Below are 22251 nucleotides of genomic sequence, written 5' to 3' on the forward strand. Positions count from 1 at the left end.
CCCGGCGCCCTGTGCACGCGCCCCTAATGCGCCTTCGCGCAAGCCCCAAAAGGGAGAGCCCAGCTAAGGAAACCCCCGATACATGAATGGTCATCGACCCTCTAGCATCGGCGGCTGCTCCCCCTTGTCGAGGTGTACGGACCGCGTCCCGGCGTCCGCCCGGTGACATGGCGCCTGCCTCACCTGCCCTTCCTGCGATGACAACTCCTCCCGAGTCCGGCCCCACGCTGGACGCCGCCAGCCCCCTCCCCCCGACATCGAAGCCGCCGACGAACCCACCAAGGTGCCGCTCGCCATCGAAGACTGGCTCACCGTCATCATCATGGGCGCGCTGGCGCTCATCACCTTCGCCAACGTGCTGGTGCGCTACTTCACCAGCTCATCGTTCGCGTGGACCGAGGAGTTCTCGGTGTTCCTCATGATCATGCTGGCGCTGGTGGCCGGCTCGGCAGCGGTGGCGCGCGACCGGCACATCCGCATCGAATATTTCTCCGAGAGCGGCTCGATGGCGCGGCGCAAGCGCCTCGCGCAATTCGGCGCGCTGATGATCGCGATCCTCTTCGGCCTGATCGGCGCGCTGAGCATCCGCATGGTGTGGGACGACTACCGCTTCGAGGAGACCACGCCGGGCATCGGGCTGCCGGCCTGGTGGTATTCGATGTGGCTGCCGATCGTGTCCTTCGCCATCGCGGGGCGGGCCATCGGGCTCATGGTCCGGCGCGGGCGCAAGACGAACTACGCGTCCGACGACAGCAGCAACAACAAAAAAGGCGACGCCAAGTGATCGCCACCCTGCTCTTCGTCGCCTTCGTGCTGATGATGCTGGTGGGCGTGCCCATCGGCGCCGCGCTCGGCCTGGCGGGCGCCGCCTGCATCGCGCTGGCCAACAGCGACGCGCAGTGGTTCGGCCTGCTGGCCGTGCCGCAGAACTTCTATGCGGGTCTGGGCAAATACCCGCTGCTGGCCATTCCGATGTTCGTGCTGGTCGGCTCCATCTTCGACCGCTCGGGCGTGGCGCTGCGGCTGGTGAACTTCGCGGTCGCCATCGTCGGGCGCGGCCCCGGCATGCTGCCGCTGGTGGCGATCGCCGTGGCGATGTTCCTCGGCGGCATCTCGGGCTCGGGCCCGGCCAACGCCGCCGCGGTGGGCGCGGTGATGATCGCGGCCATGTCGCGCGCCGGCTACCCGGCCGCGTTCTCGGCGAGCGTGGTGGGCGCAGCTGCGGCCACCGACATCCTGATTCCGCCTTCGGTCGCGTTCATCGTCTACTCGGTGCTGGTGCCCGGCGCCTCGGTGCCGGCGCTGTTCGCGGCCGGCATGATCCCCGGCATCATGGCCGGCCTCGCGCTGATGATTCCGGCCGTGTGGCTGGCCCGCACGCACAAGATGGGCGCGCTCGAAGCGACGCTGCCGCGCCCGCCGTTCTGGAAGAGTTTTCGCGAAGCGATCTGGGGGCTCGCCGCGCCGGTGCTGATCCTGGGCGGCATGCGCGCAGGCTGGTTCACGCCGACCGAAGCGGCGGTGGTGGCAGTGTTCTACGGGCTCTTCGTGGGCATGTGCATCCACCGGACCATCAAGGTGCGCGACCTCTTCGTGATCCTGCGCGAGTCGGGCGAGCTCTCGGCGGTGATCCTGCTGGTGGTGTCGCTCGCGGGCATCTTCGCGTACTCGCTCTCGACGCTGGGCATCATCGATCCGGTGACGCGGGCCATCGTGAATTCGGGCCTCGGCGAATACGGCATCCTGGCGTTGCTGATCCTCTTGCTCATCACCGTGGGCATGTTCCTCGACGGCGTGTCGATCTTCCTCATCTTCGTGCCGCTCCTGCTGCCCATCGTGCAGCACTACAAGTGGGACCCGGTGTGGTTCGGCGTGATCCTCACGCTCAAGGTCGCGCTCGGCCAGTTCACGCCGCCGCTGGCCGTGAACCTCATGGTCTCGTGCCGCATCGCCAAGGTGCGCATGGAAGAGACCGTGCGCTGGGTCGGCTGGATGCTGTTCTCGATGTTCGTGGTGATGGTGCTGGTCATCGCATTCCCCGAGCTGGCGCTCTGGCTGCCGCGCAAGCTCGGCTACTGATTTTTTCGTTCCATCTACAAAGAGGAGACCTTCCATGAAATTCCGCCGCACCCTGCTGGGCCTCGCCGCCGTGGCCACCGCCCTGGGCATGTTCTCCACCGGCGCCATGGCGCAGGCCGCCTACAAGCCCGAGTACAAGATGTCGCTGGTGCTCGGCCCGCCGACGCCCTGGGGCCAGGCCGGAAAGATCTGGGCCGACCTCGTGAAGGAGCGCACGCAGGGGCGCATCAACATCAAGCTGTACCCGGGCGTCTCGCTCATCCAGGGCGACCAGACGCGCGAGTTCAGCGCGCTGCGCCAGGGCGTGATCGACATGGCCGTGGGCTCGACCATCAACTGGTCGCCGCAGGTCAAGCAGCTGAACCTCTTCTCGATGCCTTTCCTCATGCCCGACTACGCGGCCATCGACGCGCTCACGCAGGGCGACGTGGGCAAGGAAATGTTCAAGACCCTGGACAAGGCCGGCGTGGTGCCGCTCGCCTGGGGCGAGAACGGCTACCGCGAGATCACCAACTCCAAGAAGCCGATCAAGTCGCCCGAGGACATGAAGGGCATGAAGATCCGCGTGGTCGGCTCGCCGATCTATTCGGACATGTTCACCGCGCTCGGCGCCAACCCCACGCAGATGAGCTGGGCCGATGCGCAGCCGGCGCTCGCGAGCGGCGCGGTGGACGGGCAGGAGAACCCGCTCTTCCTCTTCACCGTGCTCAAGATGCACACCGTGGGCCAGAAGTTCGTGACCACCTGGGGCTACGTGGCCGACCCGCTCGTGTTCGTGGTGAACAAGGAGATCTGGGCCTCGTGGACGCCGGCCGACCAGGCCATCGTGCGCCAGGCCGCCGTCGATGCGGGCAAGCAGGAAATCGCGATCGCGCGCAAGGGCCTCGTGGAAGCCGACAAGCCGGTGCTGAAAGACATCGCAGGCATGGGCGTGACGGTGACCAGCCTCACGCCGGCCGAGCGCGATGCCTTCGTGAAGGCGACGCGTCCGGTGTACGACAAGTGGAAGTCGACGGTGGGCGCGGACCTGGTGGCGCAGGCCGAGAAGGCGATCGCCGCGCGCAAGAAGTAAGCGGCGTTTTCACAACACTGCGCGGCCTTCGATGGCCGCGCCGAAGCCCCGCTTGCGGGGCTTTTTCTTTGCCGGTTGCGCACTTCCGACTGCAACGAAAATGGCGGGCGAAATCCTTGGTTTGCGGACCGCCCGATGCCCTCTGGCTGCGGCGAAAAACACGCCCTCGATTTCATGCCGCCGACGCGAATTGCTCTGGCAGACTGGTTTTCACCGCGCGTTTTTCGCGCTTCAAGGAAACCATTCATGCCCGTCTCTTCGCGCTGGAAAGCCGATCTTTTCTCGTTCCTTCTCGCGGGATTCGCCCTCTTGATGACCACCAGCATCGCCCCGACCGCAGCGCACGCCGCCGACGCCACCACGGTGCACACGCTCATCATCGACACCGACCCCGGCGCCGACGACGTGATCGCGCTGCTGTTCGCCATGGCATCGCCCGAGCGGCTCAAGATCCAGGCGCTGACCACGGTGGCCGGCAACGTGCCGCTCGCGAAGACCTCGCGCAATGCACGCCTCGCACGCGAGTGGGCGAAGCGCCCCGATATTCCGGTCTACGCCGGCGCGCCGCGTCCCCTGCTGCGCACGCCGATCTACGCGGCCGACGTGCACGGCAGCGAAGGCATCACGGGCGTGCAGGTGTTCGAGCCGAAGCAGCCGCTGGCCGAGGGCAACGCGGTCGACTACCTCATCCGCACGTTGCGTGCCGCGCCCGAGAAAAGCGTGACGCTCGCGATGCTCGGGCCCGAGACCAACCTCGCGCTCGCGCTCACGCAGGCCCCGGACATCGTGCGCGGCCTGCGCGAACTGGTGCTCATGGGCGGCGCGCACTTCAACGGCGGCAACATCACGCCGACGGCCGAGTTCAACGTGTTCGCCGATCCGCATGCAGCCGAGATCGTGCTGAAAAGCGGCGTGCCGATCACCATGCTGCCGCTGGACGTGACGCACAAGATCCTCACGAGCCCCGAGCGCATCGCCAAGCTGCGGGGCCTGGGCAACCAGGCGGGCAAGACGGTGGCCGACATCCTCGACGCCTATGTGCAGCACGACATGCAGTACTACGGCCTGCCCGGCGGGCCGGTGCACGACGCCACGGTGATCGCCTATTTGCTGCAGCCCTCGCTCTTCAAGGGCAGGCGGGTGAACGTGGAAGTCGACAGCCGCGAAGGCGTCGGCTTCGGGCAGACGGCGGTCGACTGGTACGGGGGCCTCAAGCGCCCGGCCAACGTGAACTGGATCGCCGAGGGCGATGCGCAGGGGTTCTTCGATCTGCTGACGCAGCGGATCTCGCGGCTGCCCTGATGCCCTGATGCCCTGATGCCCTGATGCCCTGATGCCCTGATGCCCTGATGCCCTGATGCCCAGACTGCGCGCGCCGCCATGAAAAAAGCCACGCTGCAGAACAGCGTGGCTTTTGTCTTTGCGCCGCATCGAATCGATCAGTGCTGCAGGATCTTGTTCAGGAAATCCTTGGTGCGCGGCTGACGGTTCTCGGGGTGGTTGAAGAACTCGTCCTTCGGGCAGTCTTCCAGGATCTTGCCGCCCACGTCGATGAAGATCACGCGGCTGGCGACCTTGCGGGCGAAGGCCATTTCGTGCGTGACCACCATCATGGTCATGCCTTCCTTGGCGAGGGCCACCATCACGTCGAGCACTTCGCCGACCATCTCGGGGTCCAGCGCCGAGGTGGGTTCGTCGAACAGCATCACGATCGGGTCCATCGACAGCGCACGGGCGATCGCCACGCGCTGCTGCTGGCCGCCCGAGAGCTGGCCGGGGAACTTGTCCTTGTGCGCCATGAGGCCCACGCGGTCGAGCATCTTCAGGCCCCGGGTCTTGGCCTCGTCGGCCGTGCGGCCCAGCACCTTGATCTGCGCGATCGTGAGGTTCTCGGTCACCGACAGGTGCGGGAACAGCTCGAAGTGCTGGAACACCATGCCCACCTTGGAGCGCAGCTTGGGCAGGTTGGTCTTGGGGTCGTGCAGCGGGATGCCGTTGACGGTGATCTCGCCCTTCTGGAAGGGTTCGAGCGCGTTCACGGTCTTGATGAGCGTGGACTTGCCGGAACCCGAGGGGCCGCACACCACCACCACGTCGCCCTTGGAGATGTTCACCGAGCAGTCGTTGAGCACCTGCACCGGGCCATACCACTTGGAGACGTTCTTGATTTCGATCATTTTTTCGGACATTTCTTTCTCTCCGGTTCAGCCACTCAGCGAATGATGGCGATCTTCTTGTGCAGGCGCTTCACGAGCCACGACAAGGCATAACACATGACGAAGTACACGACGGCTGCGAGCAGGTACGCCTCGATCGGGCGGCCGAAATTCTTGCCCGCCGTCTCGAAGCCCTTGAGCATGTCGTAGGCACCGATGGCGTAGACCAGCGAGGTGTCCTGGAACAGGATGATGGTCTGCGTGAGCAGCACCGGCAGCATGTTGCGGAACGCCTGCGGCAGCACCACCAGGCGCATGTTCTGGCCGTAGGTCATGCCCACCGCCTGGCCCGCATTCACCTGGCCGCGCGGAATCGACTGGATGCCCGCACGCATGATCTCGGAGAAGTACGCCGCCTCGAACGCGACGAAGGTGATCACGGCCGAGATTTCGGAGCGGTAGTTCGAGCCGAGCGAGCCGAACAGCGAATAGAACGACGCCGGCACCAGGAGGAAGAACCACAGGATCACCATCACCAGCGGAATGCTGCGCATGCCGTTGACGTAGATGGCGGCCGGCGTGTCCAGCCACTTCTTGCCCGACAGGCGCATGAGCGCGAGGATGGTGCCGAAGATCACGCCGCCGATCGTGGCCACCACCGTCAGCATGATGCTGAAGTAGAAGCCCTTGACGACGAAGTTGCTGATGACGTCCCAGTTGTAGAAGGACAGGTCGAGATTCATCATGTCAGTGACCTCCGCCGCCGGCGCTGGCCGAGACGATGAAGCCCGGCACGCGGGTCTTCTTCTCGATGAATGCCATGAGCCGGTTGATGGCCAGGGCCGAGACCACGTAGCACGCCGTCACCGCCAGGTAGACCTCGATGCCGCGCGAGGTTTCTTCCTGCGCCTGCATGGCGAACATGGTGAGCTCGGTGACCGAGACGGCGAACGCGACGGACGAGTTCTTGAAGATGTTCATCGTCTCGCTCGTGAGCGGCGGGATGATGATGCGGTAGGCCATCGGCAGGATCACGTAGCGGTAGTACTGCACCGTGGTGAAGCCCACCGCCATGCCCGCGTAGCGCTGGCCCTTGGGCAGCGCCTGGATGCCCGAGCGCACCTGCTCGGCGATCCGCGCGGAGGTGAAGAAGCCCAGCGCCAGCACCACCAGGATGAAGCTCGGGACGCCCTTCATCACCGGGATCAGCGCCGGAATGACGTGGTACCAGAGGAAGATCTGCACCAGCAGCGGGATGTTGCGAAACAGCTCCACCCATGCATTGCCGAACCGCACCAGCCAGGGGCTGTCGGGCAGCGTGCGGATGATGCCGATCAGCGAGCCCAGCACCAACGCCACGACCAGCGCCAGCAGCGCCACGGACACCGTCCAGCCCCAGGCCGAGAGCATCCACTGCCAGTAGGTCGGATAGTCCCCCCCGGGTCCTGCAGGAACACCTGCCAATCCCAGTTTCCCATTTCTTACTCCTTCACCGTCGTCGACAAAACCGTCCCTTGAAAAGAAACGCCCACCGCGAAAGGTGGGCGTCATTCACGCAGCGACGCGCGCTTATTCCTTGGTGACGTACTCTTCCGCGGGCTTGTCGTTCGGGTTGGCCCACGCGTTCTTGGTGGCTTCGCCCAGCGGCAGGTTGATCACGACGTTGGCCGGGGGAATCGGCTTCAGGAACCACTTGTCGTAGAGCTTGGCGAGCTCGCCCGACTTGGCCTGTGCCTTGATGCTGTCGTCCACGGCCTTCTTGAAGGCCGGGTCGTCCTTGCGGATCATGATGCCGATGGGCTCCACGGCCAGCACGTCGTTCAGGATCTTGTAGTCCTTGGGCGCCTTGGACTTGGCGGCGAGCGCGGCCAGGATCGAGCCGTCCATCACGAACGCGTCGGCACGGCCGGTTTCCAGCAGCAGGAAGCTGTCGGAGTGGTCCTTGCCGTAGACCTCCTTGAAGGTCAGGTTCTCGGCGCGCTTTTGCTTGCGCACGGTCTGCAGCGGCGTGGTGCCGGTGGTGGTGGCGACCGTCTTGTCCTTCAGGTCGGCCAGCGAGTTGATGCCCGAGTTCGCCTTCACGACGATCTTGGTTTCTTCCACGTAGGTGGTCACGCCGAAGGCCACGTCCTTCTGGCGGGTGGCGTTGTTGGTGGTCGAGCCGCACTCGATGTCCACGGTGCCGTTCTGCACGAGGGGGATGCGGTTCTGCGAGGTGACCGGCTGGTACTTGACTTCGAGCTTCTTGCCGGCGGCCTTCTCCAGGTCCTTGATGATGTTGGCGCAGACGTCGTAGTGGAAGCCGGTGTACTGGCCGTTGCCCAAGGTGTACGACAGGCCCGACGATTCGCGCACGCCTTCGGTGATGGTGCCCGAAGCCTTGATCTTGGCCAGGGTGTCATTGGCCTGTGCGAAGGCGCCGCTGGTGGCGAGCGCCGCGATTGCCAATGCCATTGCTTGTTTTTTCATGCAGAAAACTCCTGAGGGTGACTGAAACAGATACAACGAAATTCTAGACATTCATATTTTGCGTGATACCCGGACCAACCCGGTGCATCCGGGGGGCATCCCGCCGTGCGTTGCACCGGCCGCGCGCATTGCAGCGCCAGCCTGGTGCGATCCTGCCTCCTGGCATTGTCCGACTTTCACTAAGCAGCCTTTGTGCCCGAAGGCTCGGCGGCGGGCGGAACCGGCGCGGCCGACAGGCGCACCGGCTGCGTGAGGTTCTCGGGCACGAGCAGCGCCTCCATCTCGGCGCGCGTCATGATCCCGAGCGATTCGGCCACCAGATCGATGGGGCCGCCGGTGGCCAGCGCGGTCTTGGCGATGAGCGCGGCCTTCTCGTAGCCGATGAGCGGATTGAGCGCCGTGACCAGCGTGACCGACTCGCGCACCCGCTTGGCCAGGAATTCGCGGTTGGCCTCGATGCCGTCGATGCAATTGAGCTGCAGCGTGTTGCAGGCGTTGCCCAGGTGCTTGATGCTCTTGAACAGGCTCCAGCCCATGATCGGCTCGAAGGCGTTGAGTTGCAGCTGGCCGGCCTCGGACGCCATGGTCACGGTGATGTCGTTGCCGATCACCTCGAAGGCCACCTGGTTCATGACTTCCGGGATCACCGGGTTGACCTTGCCCGGCATGATCGAGGAGCCCGCCTGCCGCGCGGGGAGGCGAATCTCGCCGAAGCCGGCCTGCGGCCCGCTGGAGAGCAGGCGCAGGTCGTTGCAGGTCTTGCTCAGCTTGGTGGCCACGCGCTTGAGCACGCCCGACAGCTGCACGAAGGCGCCCGTGTCCTGCGTGGCCTCGATGAGGTTGGCCGCCTGCTTGAGCGGCACGCCGGTCTGCTCGGCCAGGTACTGGCAGGCGAGGTTGGCGTAGCCGTGCGGCGCGTTGATGCCGGTGCCGATGGCAGTGGCGCCCAGGTTGATTTCCTCGATGAGCGCGCGCGCCTCGCCCAGGCGCGCCTCGTCCTCGCCGATCATGATCGCGTAGGTCAAAAACTCCTGGCCCAGCGTCATCGGCACCGCGTCCTGCAGCTGGGTGCGGCCGATCTTCAGGATGTCCTTGAACTCGAGCGCCTTGGCTTCGAAGCTGCGGCGCAGCGCGGCCATGGCTTCGAGCAGCTTGCCGATGGCGAACCACAGCGCCAGGCGCACCGCCGTCGGGTACACGTCGTTGGTGCTCTGCGAGGCGTTGACGTGGTCGTTGGGGTGCAGCACGTCGTAGCGCGCCTTCTCGTGGCCGAGCTTTTCGAGCGCGAGGTTGCAGATCACCTCGTTGGCGTTCATGTTGGTGGAGGTGCCCGCGCCGCCCTGGATCACGTCGACCACGAATTCGTCGAGCAGCTTGCCTTCGATGAGGTCCTCGCAGGCCAGGATGATCGCGGCGGCGCGGTCGCGGTCGATGGCGCCCAGGTCGGCATTGGCGCGGGTGGCGGCCTTCTTCACGAAGGCCAGCGCGCGAATGAGGTCGGGCATGGCCGAGATGCGGGTGCCGGAGATCGCGAAGTTCTCGACGGCGCGCGCGGTGTGCACGCCCCAGTAGGCGGCGGCGGGAATCTGCTTCTCGCCGAGGAAGTCGTGTTCGGTCCGGAAATTGGAGCTCATACGGGGTTCCTCGGCTTAAAAAAAAGCACGCGAGTGGCGCGTGCCCGGAAGGATGCTGTGACAGCGGTGAAAAACTGCCGCGACTGTAGTACCGCCGTGCTCATGACGCCAATGCTGAAAGCGGGGTGCCTCATGCGCGACATTTATAGATTGTGCGGCGCACAAATCCGCATCAAAGGGACGCAGGCTGGGTGCCGACGAGGTACGACCAGAGCGCATCGGCCGTGCGCTTGGGCTGGATGCCCTCGGACACCGCCGCGATCTTGGCGGAGCGGCCGTTGCCGGTCTTCACCGGCGCCGGCGCGCTCGGGCGCTCGCGGTAGGCGCGAATTTCCATCGTCGCCTCCAGGCTGTCGATCTCGGGCGGCAGCGCGCTCACGAGCTTGCGCGCCTTGATCTCCTTGCGCACCGCGCTCTGCGGCAGGAAGGCGATGCCGTGGCCTTCGAGCGCCATCACCTTCAGGCCCTCGGCCATGTCGGTCTCGTAGACACGGTCCAGGTGGATGGCCGTGCCCGATTCCTTCAACAGCTGGTCGACCACGCGGCCCAGGTAGGCGCCGGGCGCATAGCCCAGGTAGGGCAGCGGCTGGCCCGGGCGGCCCGGCAGCCGGAAGCGCGGCGCGCCGTCGGCATCGGCCTTGACCCAGGGGGCGACGGTTTCTTCGCCCAGGCTCACCATCTCGTACTTGTTGTTGTCCAGCTGCAGCGGCTGCGAGGGGTGGTGGTAGGCGATCAGCAGGTCGCAGCTGCCTTCGACCAGCCGCAGCACCGCATCGTGCACGTTGAGCGCGATGAGCCGGCTCTTGATCGGCCCGAAGTGCTCGCGCAGGCTGGTCACCCACGAGGGGAAGAAGGTGAAGGCGAGCGTGTGCGGCACGGCGATCTCGATCACGTCCTGCCCGGCGGCCGAGTGGCCGCGCAGCATGGCCCGGGTGCTCTGCAGCGACTGCAGCATCTCGATGGCCTGGCTGTAGAGCGTCTGGCCCGCGGGCGTGAGGCGCGTGGGGTAGGAGCTGCGATCGACGAGGTCGGTGCCGGCCCAGCCTTCCAGCGCCTGGATGCGGCGGGAGAACGCCGGCTGCGTCACGTGCCTCAACTGGGCCGAGCGGCTGAAGCTGCGGGTCTCTGCCAAACTGATGAAGTCTTCAAGCCACTTTGTTTCCATACGCGGCGATTATGCGAGCGCCGCGCCATACTGGGCGCCCCCTCCTTTTCCCGCATCCGCCATGCCTTCAGACGACCTGCTCGCCCTCAGCGCTACCGCGCTCTCGCGCCGCATTGCGGCCCGCGACGTGTCCTGCCGCGAACTGATGCAGGCCTCGCTCGCCCGCATCGAGGCGCTGAACCCGCGCTTCAACGCGATCGTCTCGCTGCGCGAGCCCGAGCAGCTGCTGGCCGAAGCGGACGAGCGCGATGCAGACCTGGCGCGCGGCGAACGGCGCGGCTGGATGCACGGCTTTCCGCTCGCGGTGAAGGACCTGAGCCACGCCGCGGGCCTTGCGACCTCGATGGGTTCGCCCCTGTCGCCGCGCTCGCCCGCGCGCACCGACAGCCTCCACGTCGCCCGCATGCGCGCGGCCGGCGCCCTGGTCATCGGCAAGACCAACACGCCCGAGTTCGGCCTCGGCTCGCACACCTACAACACCGTCTTCGGCATCACCCGCAACGCCTACGCGCCCGAGCGCATCGCGGGCGGCAGCAGCGGCGGCGCGGCCGTGGCGCTGGCCCTGGGCATGCTGCCGGTGGCCGACGGCAGCGACATGATGGGGTCTCTCCGCAACCCCGCCGCCTTCAACAACGTGATCGGCATGCGGCCCTCGCGCGGCCGCGTGCCCGGCGACCCGGAGCAGGAGCTGTTCTTCCAGCAACTGGGTTGCGAAGGCCCGATGGCGCGCACGGTGGAAGACACGGCGCGCCTCCTCGCGGTGCAATCGGGCTTCGACGGGCGCGTGCCGCTCTCGTCGCCGCACGCCCTGCCCTCGCCCGACGACATCGCGCTCGAAGGCGACGGCAAGGGCCTTCGCATCGGCTGGCTCGGCAGCATCTGGCCCGACCTGCCGCTCGCGCACGGCATCCGCGAACTCGGCGAGAAAGCGCTCGACACCTTCCGCGCCATCGGCTGCGAGGTCGAGCCCTGCACGCTCGACGTGCCGCGCGCGCACAACTGGAGCGCGTGGCTGCGGCTGCGGCAGTTGCTGGTGGGCGGCAAGCTCGGCGCGTACCTGAGCGATCCGAAGCTGTTCGCGCAATTGAAGCCCGAGGCGCAGTGGGAAATCGAGCAGAGCCGGCACCTGGACGCGGCCTCGCTGTACCAGGCCTCGCTCTACCGCTCGAACGTGTACCGCGCGTTCCTCAAGCTCTTCGAGCGCTTCGACTTCGTCGTCGCGCCGACCGCGCAGGTCTTTCCGTTCGATGCCGAACTGCACTGGCCGGCCGAGGTGGATGGGGTGAAGAGCGACACCTACCACCGCTGGATGGAGATCGTCACGCCGTTCACGCTGGCCGGTTTGCCGACATTGAATGTGCGCGCCGGCTTCGGTGAAGGCGGCCTGCCCATGGGCCTGCAGCTCGCCGGGCCGATCCATGCGGACCTGGACGTGCTGCGGCTCGGGCATGCGTACGACCAGGCCTGCGGCTGGGGCGCGCACCGTCCTTCGGCCTTGGCTTGACTCCCTCCCCCGCTGGGGGAGGGCTGGGGTGGGGGCAAGCGGCCGTCGATCGCGCGCTGCCTGCATGCAAGCGCCGTCTGCCCCCATCCCGACCTTCCCCCAGAGGGGGAAGGAGCAAGACCTTCAGATCGGCGTCAAGACACCGCGCCCTGCGAAGTGCCCTTGGGCATTCGCAAGGAAATGGTCCACCGACTTCTGCGTCGCCTCGGGCGACCAGCCGGCCATGTGCGGCGTGAGCAGCACGTTGTCCAGGCCGACGAGCGGCTCGGGGCGCTTGGGTTCGCTCTCGTAGACATCCACACCCGCGCCCGCGATGCGGTGCTCGCGCAACGCGGCGCCCAGCGCCTCGGTGTCGACCACGCTGCCGCGGCCGATGCTCACGAGGTAGCCCTGCGGCCCGAGCGCATCGAGCACTTCGGCGTTGACCAGGTGTTTCGTCGCCGGCCCGCCCGGCGCGGCGAGCACCAGGAAGTCGGCCCATGCGGCGAGCGACTTCAGGTCGTCGAAGTAGCGGTGCGCGGCGCCCTCGCGCGGCTTCCTGTTGTGATAGCCGATCTCCATGTCGAACGCCGCCGCGCGCTTGGCGATCTTCTGGCCGATGGTGCCCAGGCCCAGGATGCCCAGCTTCTTGCCCGACACGTTGGCCGGCTGCGGAATGGCCTCGCGCCACACGCCTTCGCGGCACAACCGGTCGAGCTTGCGGAACTCGCGCACGATGCCGATGAGCAAGCCGAAGGCGTGGTCGGCCACGCAGTCGTCGTTGGTGCCGGCGCCGTTGGCGGTCACGATGCCGCGGGCGCGCGTCACCTCGAGCGGCACGCCTTCGTAGCCGGCGCCCAGGCAGCAGATCAGCTCGACGGCCGGCATGGCCGCAATCTCTTCGGGCGTGATGCCGATCACGCCGATGGTCAGCACCGCGCGGAATGCCTTGCCGCGCTCGGCAATGGCGGCCGCGCGCGCGGCGGGGTCGAAGGCGTAGGTCACGTCGTAGACGTCGGCAATCTGGGCCTGGTGGGCGCTCGAGAGGCTGTTGAGCACCAGCAGGGGAATCTTGGTCGACACGTCTGAACTCCTGGATCGAGAGGGAAAGGGTTGAATGATCGGGCTAGAGCAAAGGCGCTGCTTCGCTCTTCTGCAAAGCCCACATCTGGGCGTAGCGGCCCTGCTTGGCGAGCAGTTCACCATGCGTGCCGCGTTCGACGATCACGCCGGATTCGAGCACCAGGATCTCGTGCGCGTCGACCACAGTCGACAGGCGGTGCGCGATCACCAGCGTGGTCTTGTCCTGCGCGGCGCTCTTGAGCTCCGATTGAATGGCGCGCTCGTTGGCCGAGTCGAGCGCCGAGGTGGCCTCGTCGAAGATCACGATCGGCGGGTTCTTCAGGAGCGTGCGCGCAATGGCCACGCGCTGCTTCTCGCCGCCCGAGAGCTTCAGGCCGCGCTCGCCCACGGTCGTTTCGTAGCCCAGGGGCGTGGCCGAGATGAAGTCGTGGATGCGCGCGGCCCGCGCGGCGCCTTCCACCTCTTCGCGGCTTGCGCCGGGGCGCCCGTACGCGATGTTGTATTCGACCGTGTCGTTGAAGAGCACCGTGTCCTGCGGCACGATGCCGATGGCGCGCCGCACGCTCGACTGCGTGACCTCGCGGATGTCTTCGCCGCCGATGGTGATGCGGCCTTGCTGCACGTCGTAGAACCGATAGAGCAGCCGCGCCAGCGTGGACTTGCCCGAGCCCGAAGGCCCGACCACGGCCACCGTCTTGCCGGCCGGGATCTCGAAGCTCACGTGCTTGAGGATGGGGCGCGCGGGCTCGTAGGCGAAGCTCACATCCTCGAAGCGGATGGTGGAATCGGCGCCGGCCAAGGGCTGCGCCGTGGGCGCATCGCGCACCTCGCGCTCCTTCTCCATCAGCACGAACATCTTGTCCAGGTCGGTCAGGCTCTGCTTGATCTCGCGGTAGATCACGCCCAGGAAGTTGAGCGGTATGTAGAGCTGGATCATGAAGGCGTTGACCATCACCAGGTCGCCCAGCGTCATGCGCCCTTCGACCACGCCCGAGGTCGCGCGCCACAGCATCAGCACCAGGCTCACGGCAATCAGGAGCTGCTGCCCGGTGTTGAGCATGCTCAGCGTGCGCTGGCTCTTGATGGCGGCCTTGCGGTAGCGGTCCAGGCTCGCGTCGTAGCGCTTGGCCTCGAACTCCTCGTTGTTGAAGTACTTGACCGTCTCGTAGTTCAGGAGCGAATCGACCGCGCGGCTCTGGGCCGTCGAGTCGAGCTCGTTCATGGTCTTGCGGAACTGGGTGCGCCACTCGGTCACCGTGACGGTGAAGGTGATGTAGAGCACGAGCGCAGCGGCGGTGATCCACACGAACAGCGAGTCGAACTTCACGCCCAGGATGGTGAGCACCAGCACCAGCTCGATGATGGTGGGCACGATGCTGTAGAGCGACATCGAGATGAGCGAATGCACGCCGCGCGTGCCGCGCTCGATGTCGCGCGTCATGCCGCCGGTCTGGCGCTCCAGGTGAAAGCGCAGGCTCAGCGCGTGCAGGTGGCCGAACACCTCCAGCGCGATCTGCCGCGCCGTGCCCTCGGTGGCCTTGGCGAAGATCAGCTCGCGCAGCTCGCCGAAGAGCGCGGTCGAGAAGCGCAGGAGCCCATAGGCCAGCAGGAGGCCGATGGGCACGATGAGCAGTGCCTGCGCCACGTCGGGCTTGGGCGTCATCGTGTCCACGAGGTTCTTCAGCAGCACCGGCACGCCCACGTTGGCCACCTTGGCGCCCACCATGAACGCGAGCGCGGCCATCACGCGCCACTTGTACTGCCAGAGGTAGGGAAAGAGCCGGCGCAGCGTCGCCCAGTCGGAGCGGTCGCTTTTCGCCGGCGGATGGCCGGAGACGGTGAGGGAGGGAGAGGAGGGAGAAATGGCTTCACCACTGCGGCGCATGAGGGACAATCGTGGTTGCTTGTTTGTTGCAGATTGTGCCCATGTCAGATACTTCCAGTGCTGCCGTCGCAGCGACCCTCAAAAGCCTGCCCACCGACATGGAGCTGGTGCTCAAGGTCATTCCGATGCCCGCGGACTGCAACGCCAACGGCGACATCTTCGGCGGCTGGGTCATGGCGCAGTGCGACCTGGCCGGCTCGGTGATTCCGGCGCGCTACGCCAAGGGCCGGCAGGCCACGGTGGCGGTCAACGAGTTCATCTTCAAGCAGCCGGTGCGCCTGGGCGACATCCTCTCGTTCTATTCGAAGCTGGTGCGCATCGGGCGCACCTCGGTCACGGTGACCGTCGAGGTGTTCGCCGAACGCTTCCGGGCGCAGGGCGAATACATCAAGGTGACGCAGGCCACGTTCACCTACGTGGCGATCGACGACAACGGCCGGCCGCGCGTGATCGAACAGCCCGCCTGAGAACCCAAACGGTTCGGGCTGAGCTTGCCGAAACCGTTCGGGCTGAGCTTGTCGAAGCCTTGCGCCCACACTTCGACAAGCTCAGTGCGAACGGCTCTGCGGCATCCCATCAGACCCCCGGGTCGCGCACCCGCTCGAAGCGCTCGAACTCGCGGTTGACCCAGCGCCCCTCGCGCCGCTCGGTGCGGCGGATGTAGACGGTCTGCACGATGTCGCGGGTGTGGGCATCGATCTCGATCGGGCCGCGCGGGCTCTCGAACTTCAGGCCCCGGAAGGCGTCGACCAGCCGCTCTCCACCCGCGTTGCCGCGCAATGACGGCGAGCTCATCGCCGCATCGATGGCCGCGAGCGCATCGTGCGCCGCCACCGCGAAATAGCCCGGCCGCAGATGGCTGCCGTACTCCGTCTCGAACACGCCCGTAAAGCGGAGATTGGCCGGCGAATCGTGGTCGAACGAGTAGTGGTGGCTGGTCACCAGCCCATCGGCCAGCTCGCCGATGCCTTCGAGGTAATGGTCGTCGGTGGCGTCGCCGGTCGCGAGCAGCCGGATGCCGGTGTCGGCCATGCCGCGGTCGCGCCAGAACTTCAGGAACGTCGCGGGCATCTGCCCCGAGGGCAGGAAGAAGAACACCGCCTGGGGCTTCAGCTCGCGCAGCCGCAGCATGTAGGCCGAGTAATCGAGCGTGTTGAGCGGCACCCGCAGCATCGCGCCGACCTGCCCGCCCCCGGCGGTGATGCCCGCGACGAAGGCGCTTTCGGCATCGACGCCCGAGGCGTAGTCGGCCACCACGGTGCACACGTCGCGCAGGCCCTGCTGCAGCGCCCAGCGCGCGAGCGGCAGCGTGACCTGGGCGATGGTGAACGACAGCCGCACCGCATAAGGGCAGCGCGCCGTGATGCCCGAAGAGGCCGCGTTCATCACCACCAGCGGCAGCTTCGCCTGCGCGGCGATGGTGCCGACGGCGTAGGCGTTGGAGCTGAAGTCCAGGCCCGCGAGCAGATCGACGCGCTCGTTCTCCACGAGGTCCTGCGCCTGGCGGCGCGCATGCTCGGGCGCGCTGCCCGGCACGTCGCGGCGCAGCAGTTCGACCGGCCGCCCCGCGATCTGCTGGTTGTGCGCGGCCAGCCAGACCGACATGCCCGCATCGAACTGCCGCCCGCCGCCCGCATACGGGCCGGACCAGGAACCGATGACGCCGATGCGCAACGGGCGAATGCGCGCGAGGACCACCGAAGGGGCCGCCAAAGTGCCCGCAAGCAAGCCCAAAGTACGCCTGCGCGCGGGGTCGACTGCTACTTTTTCAGTAGCATCGCATGCCCACTGGCCGGGCGTTTCAAGCGGTCTTGTCTCGGAAACTTGCACGGCGGACAGTGTAAGGGGGCACTGTCCGCGGGCCAACGCGGGAGGAACCCTCAGAGCTTGGAGAAATCGGGCTTGCGCTTCTCCATGAAGGCGCCGAACGCTTCCTTGGCGGCGGGCTCGCGCAGCATGCGGCCGAAGCTCGCACCCTCTTCGCCCATGCGTTCGAGCACGGCGGGCAGTTGCGCCTTCTTCAGCAGGCGCTTGGTCTCGACCAGCGCGCTCAGCGGCTTGGCCGCGAGCTTGCGGGCCTGCGTTTGCGCGATGCCGTTGGCTTCGGTCGGAGGGACGACGCGGTTGACCAGGCCCACTTCGAGCGCGGCCTCGGCCATGAAGGGCTCGCCCAGCAGCAGCGCCTCGGCCGCGCGGTGGTAGCCGAGCATCTGCGGCACCAAGAGGCTCGACGCCGCCTCGGGGCACAGGCCCAGGTTCACGAAAGGCATCGAGAACGCCGCGTTGTCGCCCGCATAGACCAGGTCGCAATGGAACAGCATCGTGGTGCCGATGCCCACGGCCGGGCCGCAGACGGCCGCGACGATGGGCTTGGGAAAGGTGGCGATGCCGCGCAGGAACCGGAACACCGGCGACTCCTGGGTGGCGGGCGGCGCGTTGAGGAAGTCGCCGATGTCGTTGCCCGCGCTGAAGATCGTCGGGTCGCCCTGGATCAGCACGCAGCGCACGGCCGCTTCGCTCTCGGCCGTGGCCAGCGCATCGGCCAGCTCGGCGTACATGGCGCTGGTGATCGAGTTCTTCTTGTCGACGCGGTTGAAGGTGATGGTCATCACACCGGCTTCGGTGTGCACGAGGATGTCGCTCATGGGAATGGTCCTTGGGTAAAAACGGTGGCTGCTGGCGATGCGCTCAGGCGTCGAGGGCTTCGCGCACGAAATCCAGGCGGTCCTGGCCCCAGAACATCTGGTCGCCAACGAACATGGTGGGGGCGCCGAACACGCCGCGCTCCACGGCCTCCTGCGTGACGGCCTTCAAGCGGTCCTTCGTCTCCTGCGCGCCGGCCAATGCGAGCAGGCCCGCAGCGTCGAAGCCCGCATTCTGAAGCACCGCGCCGACCGTCGCCGGGTCGTTGAGGTTCCGCGGCTCGATCCACATCGCGTGGAAGATCGCATCGACATACGCGCTGAAGCGTTCGGGCTCCTTCATCTGCAGGCCGGTCGCGCCGCGCATCAGCAGCAGCGTGTTGATCGGGAAGTGCGGGTTGTGCACGAACGGCACGCCGTAGCGCCTGGCGAAGCGCTTGAGGTCGATGTTCATGTACGGGCCCTTTGGCTTGATCTCCGCGGGCGAATGGTTGCCGGTGGCCTGGAACACGCCGCCCAGCAGCATGGGCTTCCACACCAACTCGGCGCCGGTGTCGGCGCACACGTGCGGCAACTGCGTGGCGGCCAGGTAGGCGGCGGGGCTGCCGAAGTCGAAATAGAACTCGACGGTCTTGGTCATGGGTGTCTCCACATCTCGATGTCTTTGGAATTCTTCAGAATTTCTCGGACCACGGCCGCAGATCGAGCTCGTGCGTCCACGCGTCGCGCGGCTGCGAATGCAGCATCCAGTAGCTGTCGGCGATGTGGTCCGGATTCAGGATGCCGTCGCTCTCCTTCAACGCATAGCGCTCGGGAAAATTGCTGCGGATGAACTCGGTGTCGATGGCACCGTCGACCACCACGTGCGCGACGTGAATGCCCTGCGGCCCCAGCTCGCGCGCCATCGATTGGGCCAGCGCGCGCAAAGCCATCTTCGCGCCCGAGAACGCGCCGAAGTTCGCGGCGCCGCGCAGCGATGCGGTGGCGCCGGTGAAGATGATCGTGCCGCGATGCGCGCCCTCGGGCACCTCGCGCGCCACCATGCGCTTGGCCACTTCGCGCCCGTTGAGAAAACCCGAAAAGCACGCCATCTCCCACACCTTGAAGTACTTGCGCGCGGTCTCCGTGAGGATGCTCTCGGGCACGTTGGCGCCGATGTTGAACACCATCACCTCGATCGGGCCGACCGTGGATTCGATCTCCTCGATGAGCGCGACGACCTCTTCCTCTTTTCGCGCATCGCAAGCGAACGCATGGGCGCGGCCGCCATCGGCCTCGATCTGCGCGACCAGCGGTTGCAGCTTGTCGAGGCTGCGCCGCGTGACGCAGGCGGCGTAGCCTTCGCGCGCGAAACGGCGGGCGATGGCACCGCCAGTCGCGTCGCCCGCGCCGACGATGAGTGCGGCCTTGGTGAGCGCCATGGTGTTATTCCTTGTAGTAGACGATCTGGTTGGAGGTGGCGAGCAGCACGCCCTTCTCGCTCCACAGATGCGCCGTCTGGTCGAAGAATCCGTTGAAGAACTGCTGTCCCGCCGCGCGGCCCAGCAGGTAGCCCGTGCCGACTTCGGCCAGTTGCTGCGGCCCGGCGTGGAAGTAGGTGGTGATCGACACGGTGCCGGCCGGCACGTGCTTGGCGCGGCGCAGCCACACGCGCGGATAGAACATGTCGCTCATCGCGGCGAGCGAAGGAAAGTCCAGGGGCCGCGGTTGCGCATCGCGCAGCCAGATGCGGGTCTCGCTGTGCTGCAGGCTGCCATCCCACTTCGCGGGAATGCCGCCGCTGCACGGACGCATCTCGTACTGGTTGATCCACGCCACGCCCGAGGGGCCGATGCTCATGCGATCGACCGTTTCCGGGGCGGGCGCCTCGGGCATCGGCATGTCGCTCTCGCCCCAGGTGTCGCGGCGCGCGGCGGTCACCACGGTGGCGGTTGTTGTCATGTTGGGCGCGCCGCTCGCGCCGGCCTGCGTGATCTGCACGGTCCAGTGCTGCGTCGAGCGATTGGTGCGCACGGCCGTGGCCTGGATGTCGAACGCGCCGGCCTCGATTGCGGCCGCGTAGTTGACGGTGAGTGCGATCGGCGTGCCGAGCAGGTCCGGATGCCGCAGCACCGCCTGCAGCGCGAGGGCCGCCGTGGTGCCGCCGAACGGTCCGACCATGTTCCAGTAGTCGGGGCTGGTGCTGCCGGTGAAGTGGCCCGCGCGGATGTCGCTGTGCTGCAGGGCCAGGGCTTTGTCGAAGGGGTGTTGCGTGCTGCTCATGGTGCTTGCAGTGTGCCTCCGGAGGATGGCGTCACGCAGTCGTGTGCGGGACGTTGGCGTGCTGCACCGCGGCAGGCGCGGCAAGTGCAACAGGTGCGGTAAGTGCGGCCAGCCGGTGCAGCTTGTCCACCATGCTCGGCCAGAGGCTCTGGCTGAACTGCTCGCGGAAGAAGCCGAAGTGGCCGATGCGCCGCGCCTGCACGTCGGCCGGCGCGATGCGCTCGACCGCGCTCGGCGCGCCCGCGTAGAAGCTCAGCAGGCTCTCGGTGCCCGCGAGCGTCATGAGTTCGTCGTCGGTGATCGACAGCGCGAGCACCGGGAAGCGCACGCGCCCGTAGCTGCGCGCGGCCATGTCGCCTTCGGCGCCCAGGCTGTAGCGCGGGTTCAGGCACCAGCGCCGCCATTGCAGGATCACGCCGCGCGGCAGGTCGCCCACCTTCTTCAACTTGCGGCCCGGGAAGTAGCCGCACAACCGCGTGACCAGCGGCACCAGCACGAACCAGAAGTAGAGGATGCTGCGCCGCAGCTTCGGCGCGTTCTCGCGCCAGTAGCCGCTGCCGGCCGCGATGCTCACGAGGCCCGCGACCTGCTCGGGACGCTGCAGGAAGCCCGGCAGTTGCGCGCCGAGGCTGTGGCCCAGCAGGTAGAGCGGTTCAGCGGGCAGCGCGGCCTTGGCGGTGTCGATCACCGCTTCGTAGTCGCGCGCCCAGTCGAAGAGGTCGGCTTTGAAGCCGCGCAGCGGCGCACCGCCGCGCGAATCGCCCGAGCCCCGGTAATCGAAGGTCCAGACGCGCAGGCCCTGCTGGGCGAGCCACTGCGCGAAGGGTTCGTAGAACGACTGGCGCACGCCCATCGCGCCGCCGATCACGATGCTGGCGCGCGGTGCGCCGGCGGGCTCGTAGCGGCGCACCGCGAGTTGCTGCGCGCCGCCATCGACCGGGAGTTGTTGCGCTTGCATGCGTTTGCCTCTTTCTTCGTTGATCGACCACCGCCCCGCGGCGCAGCGAGCGGGAATGAGATGCAAGGCGCGGGTGGCGGGAAACCGGAGCGACCCGAAGGCCGTGAGAATTTCCCGACGGGTCCCGCAACGCCGCAGATCGCCCGCGCAGTAGCCGCTAGACCCGCTCGAAGATGCCTGCGGCGCCCTGGCCCATGCCCACGCACATCGTGACCATGCCGTACTTCAGGTTCTCGCGGCGCAGCGCATGCACCACGGTCGCCGCGCGGATCGCGCCGGTCGCGCCGAGCGGATGGCCCAGCGCGATCGCGCCGCCCATCGGGTTGACCTTGGACGGATCGAGCCCCAGCGTGTTGATCACCGCGAGCGATTGCGCGGCGAAGGCTTCGTTGAGCTCGAACCAGTCGATGTCCTCGTGCTTCAGGCCCGCATAGCGCAGCGCGGCCGGAATCGCCTCGATCGGGCCGATGCCCATGATGTGCGGGGGCACGCCCTTGCTCGCGAAGCTCACGAAGCGCGCGAGCGGCGTGAGGCCGTACTGCTTGACCGCCTTCTCGCTCGCCAGGATCAGCGCGCCGGCGCCGTCGGAGGTCTGCGAGCTGTTGCCGGCCGTCACCGTGCCACGTGCGGCGAACACGGTGCGCAGCTTGGCCAGGCCTTCGAGGCTGGTGTCGGGGCGCGCGCCTTCGTCCAGGCTCACGGTGCGGGTCTTGGCGATCGATTCGCCGGTTTCCAGGTCGGGCGAGCGGTCGGTCACTTCGATGGGCGTGATCTCGTCGGCGAACTTGCCGGCCTTCTGCGCGGCCAGTGCCTTCCGGTGCGAGGCGAGCGCGAATTCGTCTTGCGCCTGGCGGCTCACCTTCCACTGCTGCGCGACCTTCTCGGCCGTGAGGCCCATGCCGTAGGCGATGCCCACGTCGCCTTCGCGCTCGAAGATCGAAGGCGACAGCGACGGCGAGTTGCCCATCATCGGCACCATGCTCATGCTCTCGACGCCGGCCGCGATCATCACGTCGGCCTCGCCCACGCGAATGCGGTCCGCCGCCATCTGCACGGCCGACAGGCCCGAGGCGCAGAAGCGGTTGACGGTGATGCCGCCGATGCTGGTGGGCAGGCCCGCGAGCACCGCGCCGATGCGCGCGACGTTCAGGCCCTGCTGCGATTCGGGAATCGCGCAGCCGCAGATGATGTCTTCGATGGCCTTCGGATCGAGCCCCGGCACGGCGGCCAGCGCCGCCTTCAGCGTGGTCGCGAGCAGGTCGTCGGGACGGTAGTTGCGAAAGTACCCGCGGTGCGATTTGCCGATGGGCGTGCGGGTGGCGGAGACGATGTAGGCGTCTTGTACTTGCTTGCTGCTCATGAA

The 22251-nt window shown here is 67.0% G+C and carries 20 protein-coding genes and 1 pseudogene; 6 read left to right on the plus strand and 15 right to left on the minus strand.

Going from position 1 to position 22251, the window contains the following annotated elements; genetic code table 11:
• The first annotated feature begins 283 nt into the window (after nt 1-283).
• From ACZYRS_RS28945 to ACZYRS_RS28960, 4 genes are all read left to right on the plus strand, one after another.
• Entirely contained in the window at nt 284-784 is a 501-nt protein-coding gene (locus ACZYRS_RS28945) for a TRAP transporter small permease (RefSeq protein ID WP_463421963.1), read from the plus strand.
• Entirely contained in the window at nt 781-2079 is a 1299-nt protein-coding gene (locus tag ACZYRS_RS28950) for a TRAP transporter large permease (RefSeq protein WP_198786291.1), read from the plus strand. The genes ACZYRS_RS28945 and ACZYRS_RS28950 overlap by 4 nt, the downstream gene beginning before the upstream one ends.
• Before the next feature lie 34 nt (nt 2080-2113).
• On the plus strand, nt 2114-3151 hold the full coding sequence (locus ACZYRS_RS28955) for a DctP family TRAP transporter solute-binding subunit (RefSeq protein ID WP_198786292.1): 1038 nt from the start codon (nt 2114-2116) through the stop codon (nt 3149-3151).
• A 246-nt stretch (nt 3152-3397) separates the two neighbouring features.
• Entirely contained in the window at nt 3398-4453 is a 1056-nt protein-coding gene (locus ACZYRS_RS28960) for a nucleoside hydrolase (protein ID WP_233101773.1), read from the plus strand.
• 137 nt (nt 4454-4590) lie between these two features.
• Here ACZYRS_RS28960 and ACZYRS_RS28965 read toward each other — a convergent pair whose 3' ends face one another.
• The 6 genes and pseudogenes from ACZYRS_RS28965 to ACZYRS_RS28990 all read right to left on the minus strand — a co-directional run bounded on the left by ACZYRS_RS28965 (nt 4591) and on the right by ACZYRS_RS28990 (nt 10575).
• Complete coding sequence (locus ACZYRS_RS28965) at nt 4591-5328, minus strand: amino acid ABC transporter ATP-binding protein (protein WP_198786436.1); 738 nt, start codon at nt 5326-5328, stop codon at nt 4591-4593.
• A gap of 35 nt (nt 5329-5363) precedes the next feature.
• Nucleotides 5364-6053, minus strand: coding sequence for an amino acid ABC transporter permease (locus ACZYRS_RS28970; protein ID WP_198786293.1), 690 nt, complete (start codon nt 6051-6053; stop codon nt 5364-5366).
• Nucleotide 6054: 1 nt separating this feature from the next.
• A pseudogene (locus tag ACZYRS_RS28975) lies at nt 6055-6785 on the minus strand (amino acid ABC transporter permease).
• A gap of 91 nt (nt 6786-6876) precedes the next feature.
• Entirely contained in the window at nt 6877-7776 is a 900-nt protein-coding gene (locus tag ACZYRS_RS28980) for an amino acid ABC transporter substrate-binding protein (protein ID WP_463421964.1), read from the minus strand.
• A 179-nt stretch (nt 7777-7955) separates the two neighbouring features.
• Entirely contained in the window at nt 7956-9410 is a 1455-nt protein-coding gene (locus tag ACZYRS_RS28985) for an aspartate ammonia-lyase (protein ID WP_463421965.1), read from the minus strand.
• Between the two features lie 172 nt (nt 9411-9582).
• Nucleotides 9583-10575, minus strand: coding sequence for a LysR substrate-binding domain-containing protein (locus ACZYRS_RS28990; RefSeq protein WP_198786297.1), 993 nt, complete (start codon nt 10573-10575; stop codon nt 9583-9585).
• A gap of 61 nt (nt 10576-10636) precedes the next feature.
• Between ACZYRS_RS28990 and ACZYRS_RS28995 the strand changes: the two genes are divergently transcribed.
• Nucleotides 10637-12079, plus strand: coding sequence for an amidase (locus tag ACZYRS_RS28995; RefSeq protein ID WP_463421966.1), 1443 nt, complete (start codon nt 10637-10639; stop codon nt 12077-12079).
• 123 nt (nt 12080-12202) lie between these two features.
• Here ACZYRS_RS28995 and ACZYRS_RS29000 read toward each other — a convergent pair whose 3' ends face one another.
• Both ACZYRS_RS29000 and ACZYRS_RS29005 read right to left on the minus strand, forming a co-directional pair.
• Complete coding sequence (locus ACZYRS_RS29000) at nt 12203-13141, minus strand: 2-hydroxyacid dehydrogenase (RefSeq protein ID WP_463421967.1); 939 nt, start codon at nt 13139-13141, stop codon at nt 12203-12205.
• A gap of 43 nt (nt 13142-13184) precedes the next feature.
• Nucleotides 13185-15026: an ABCB family ABC transporter ATP-binding protein/permease gene (locus ACZYRS_RS29005; protein WP_463421968.1), complete on the minus strand. Its 1842-nt coding sequence runs from the start codon at nt 15024-15026 to the stop codon at nt 13185-13187.
• A 41-nt stretch (nt 15027-15067) separates the two neighbouring features.
• Here ACZYRS_RS29005 and ACZYRS_RS29010 point away from each other — a divergent pair, with 41 nt between their 5' ends.
• Nucleotides 15068-15493: an acyl-CoA thioesterase gene (locus ACZYRS_RS29010; protein WP_463421969.1), complete on the plus strand. Its 426-nt coding sequence runs from the start codon at nt 15068-15070 to the stop codon at nt 15491-15493.
• 109 nt (nt 15494-15602) lie between these two features.
• Here the strand turns inward: ACZYRS_RS29010 and ACZYRS_RS29015 are convergent, their stop codons facing one another.
• The 7 genes from ACZYRS_RS29015 to ACZYRS_RS29045 all read right to left on the minus strand — a co-directional run bounded on the left by ACZYRS_RS29015 (nt 15603) and on the right by ACZYRS_RS29045 (nt 22248).
• Nucleotides 15603-16760 (minus strand): ABC transporter substrate-binding protein, encoded by a 1158-nt coding sequence (locus ACZYRS_RS29015; RefSeq protein WP_463421970.1) that lies wholly within the window; start codon nt 16758-16760, stop codon nt 15603-15605.
• 146 nt (nt 16761-16906) lie between these two features.
• Nucleotides 16907-17671 carry an enoyl-CoA hydratase gene (locus ACZYRS_RS29020; protein ID WP_463421971.1) on the minus strand — a complete coding sequence of 255 codons (765 nt, stop codon included), beginning with the start codon at nt 17669-17671 and terminating at the stop codon, nt 16907-16909.
• A gap of 43 nt (nt 17672-17714) precedes the next feature.
• The gene (locus ACZYRS_RS29025) at nt 17715-18308 is read right to left on the minus strand and encodes a 2-hydroxychromene-2-carboxylate isomerase (RefSeq protein ID WP_463421972.1); all 594 of its coding nucleotides are present in this window, start codon (nt 18306-18308) and stop codon (nt 17715-17717) included.
• A gap of 34 nt (nt 18309-18342) precedes the next feature.
• On the minus strand, nt 18343-19089 hold the full coding sequence (locus ACZYRS_RS29030) for an SDR family oxidoreductase (RefSeq protein ID WP_463421973.1): 747 nt from the start codon (nt 19087-19089) through the stop codon (nt 18343-18345).
• 4 nt (nt 19090-19093) lie between these two features.
• Nucleotides 19094-19930 (minus strand): acyl-CoA thioesterase, encoded by an 837-nt coding sequence (locus ACZYRS_RS29035; RefSeq protein ID WP_463421974.1) that lies wholly within the window; start codon nt 19928-19930, stop codon nt 19094-19096.
• 31 nt (nt 19931-19961) lie between these two features.
• Nucleotides 19962-20888: an alpha/beta hydrolase family protein gene (locus ACZYRS_RS29040; protein WP_463421975.1), complete on the minus strand. Its 927-nt coding sequence runs from the start codon at nt 20886-20888 to the stop codon at nt 19962-19964.
• 157 nt (nt 20889-21045) lie between these two features.
• Complete coding sequence (locus ACZYRS_RS29045) at nt 21046-22248, minus strand: acetyl-CoA C-acyltransferase (RefSeq protein ID WP_463421976.1); 1203 nt, start codon at nt 22246-22248, stop codon at nt 21046-21048.
• Nucleotides 22249-22251 lie beyond the last annotated feature (3 nt).

It is taken from the genome of Variovorax sp. AC194, assembly GCF_979257995.1.

Coding starts and splice junctions, on each gene's coding strand:
- ACZYRS_RS28955 (WP_198786292.1), top strand. CDS start 2,114: ATGAAATTCCGCCGCACCCTGCTGGGCCTCGCCGCCGTGGCCACCGCC.
- ACZYRS_RS28960 (WP_233101773.1), top strand. CDS start 3,398: ATGCCCGTCTCTTCGCGCTGGAAAGCCGATCTTTTCTCGTTCCTTCTC.
- ACZYRS_RS28965 (WP_198786436.1), bottom strand. CDS start 5,328: ATGATCGAAATCAAGAACGTCTCCAAGTGGTATGGCCCGGTGCAGGTG.
- ACZYRS_RS28970 (WP_198786293.1), bottom strand. CDS start 6,053: ATGATGAATCTCGACCTGTCCTTCTACAACTGGGACGTCATCAGCAAC.
- ACZYRS_RS28980 (WP_463421964.1), bottom strand. CDS start 7,776: ATGAAAAAACAAGCAATGGCATTGGCAATCGCGGCGCTCGCCACCAGC.
- ACZYRS_RS28985 (WP_463421965.1), bottom strand. CDS start 9,410: ATGAGCTCCAATTTCCGGACCGAACACGACTTCCTCGGCGAGAAGCAG.
- ACZYRS_RS28990 (WP_198786297.1), bottom strand. CDS start 10,575: ATGGAAACAAAGTGGCTTGAAGACTTCATCAGTTTGGCAGAGACCCGC.
- ACZYRS_RS28995 (WP_463421966.1), top strand. CDS start 10,637: ATGCCTTCAGACGACCTGCTCGCCCTCAGCGCTACCGCGCTCTCGCGC.
- ACZYRS_RS29005 (WP_463421968.1), bottom strand. CDS start 15,026: ATGCGCCGCAGTGGTGAAGCCATTTCTCCCTCCTCTCCCTCCCTCACC.
- ACZYRS_RS29010 (WP_463421969.1), top strand. CDS start 15,068: ATGTCAGATACTTCCAGTGCTGCCGTCGCAGCGACCCTCAAAAGCCTG.
- ACZYRS_RS29020 (WP_463421971.1), bottom strand. CDS start 17,671: ATGAGCGACATCCTCGTGCACACCGAAGCCGGTGTGATGACCATCACC.
- ACZYRS_RS29025 (WP_463421972.1), bottom strand. CDS start 18,308: ATGACCAAGACCGTCGAGTTCTATTTCGACTTCGGCAGCCCCGCCGCC.
- ACZYRS_RS29030 (WP_463421973.1), bottom strand. CDS start 19,089: ATGGCGCTCACCAAGGCCGCACTCATCGTCGGCGCGGGCGACGCGACT.
- ACZYRS_RS29035 (WP_463421974.1), bottom strand. CDS start 19,930: ATGAGCAGCACGCAACACCCCTTCGACAAAGCCCTGGCCCTGCAGCAC.
- ACZYRS_RS29040 (WP_463421975.1), bottom strand. CDS start 20,888: ATGCAAGCGCAACAACTCCCGGTCGATGGCGGCGCGCAGCAACTCGCG.
- ACZYRS_RS29045 (WP_463421976.1), bottom strand. CDS start 22,248: ATGAGCAGCAAGCAAGTACAAGACGCCTACATCGTCTCCGCCACCCGC.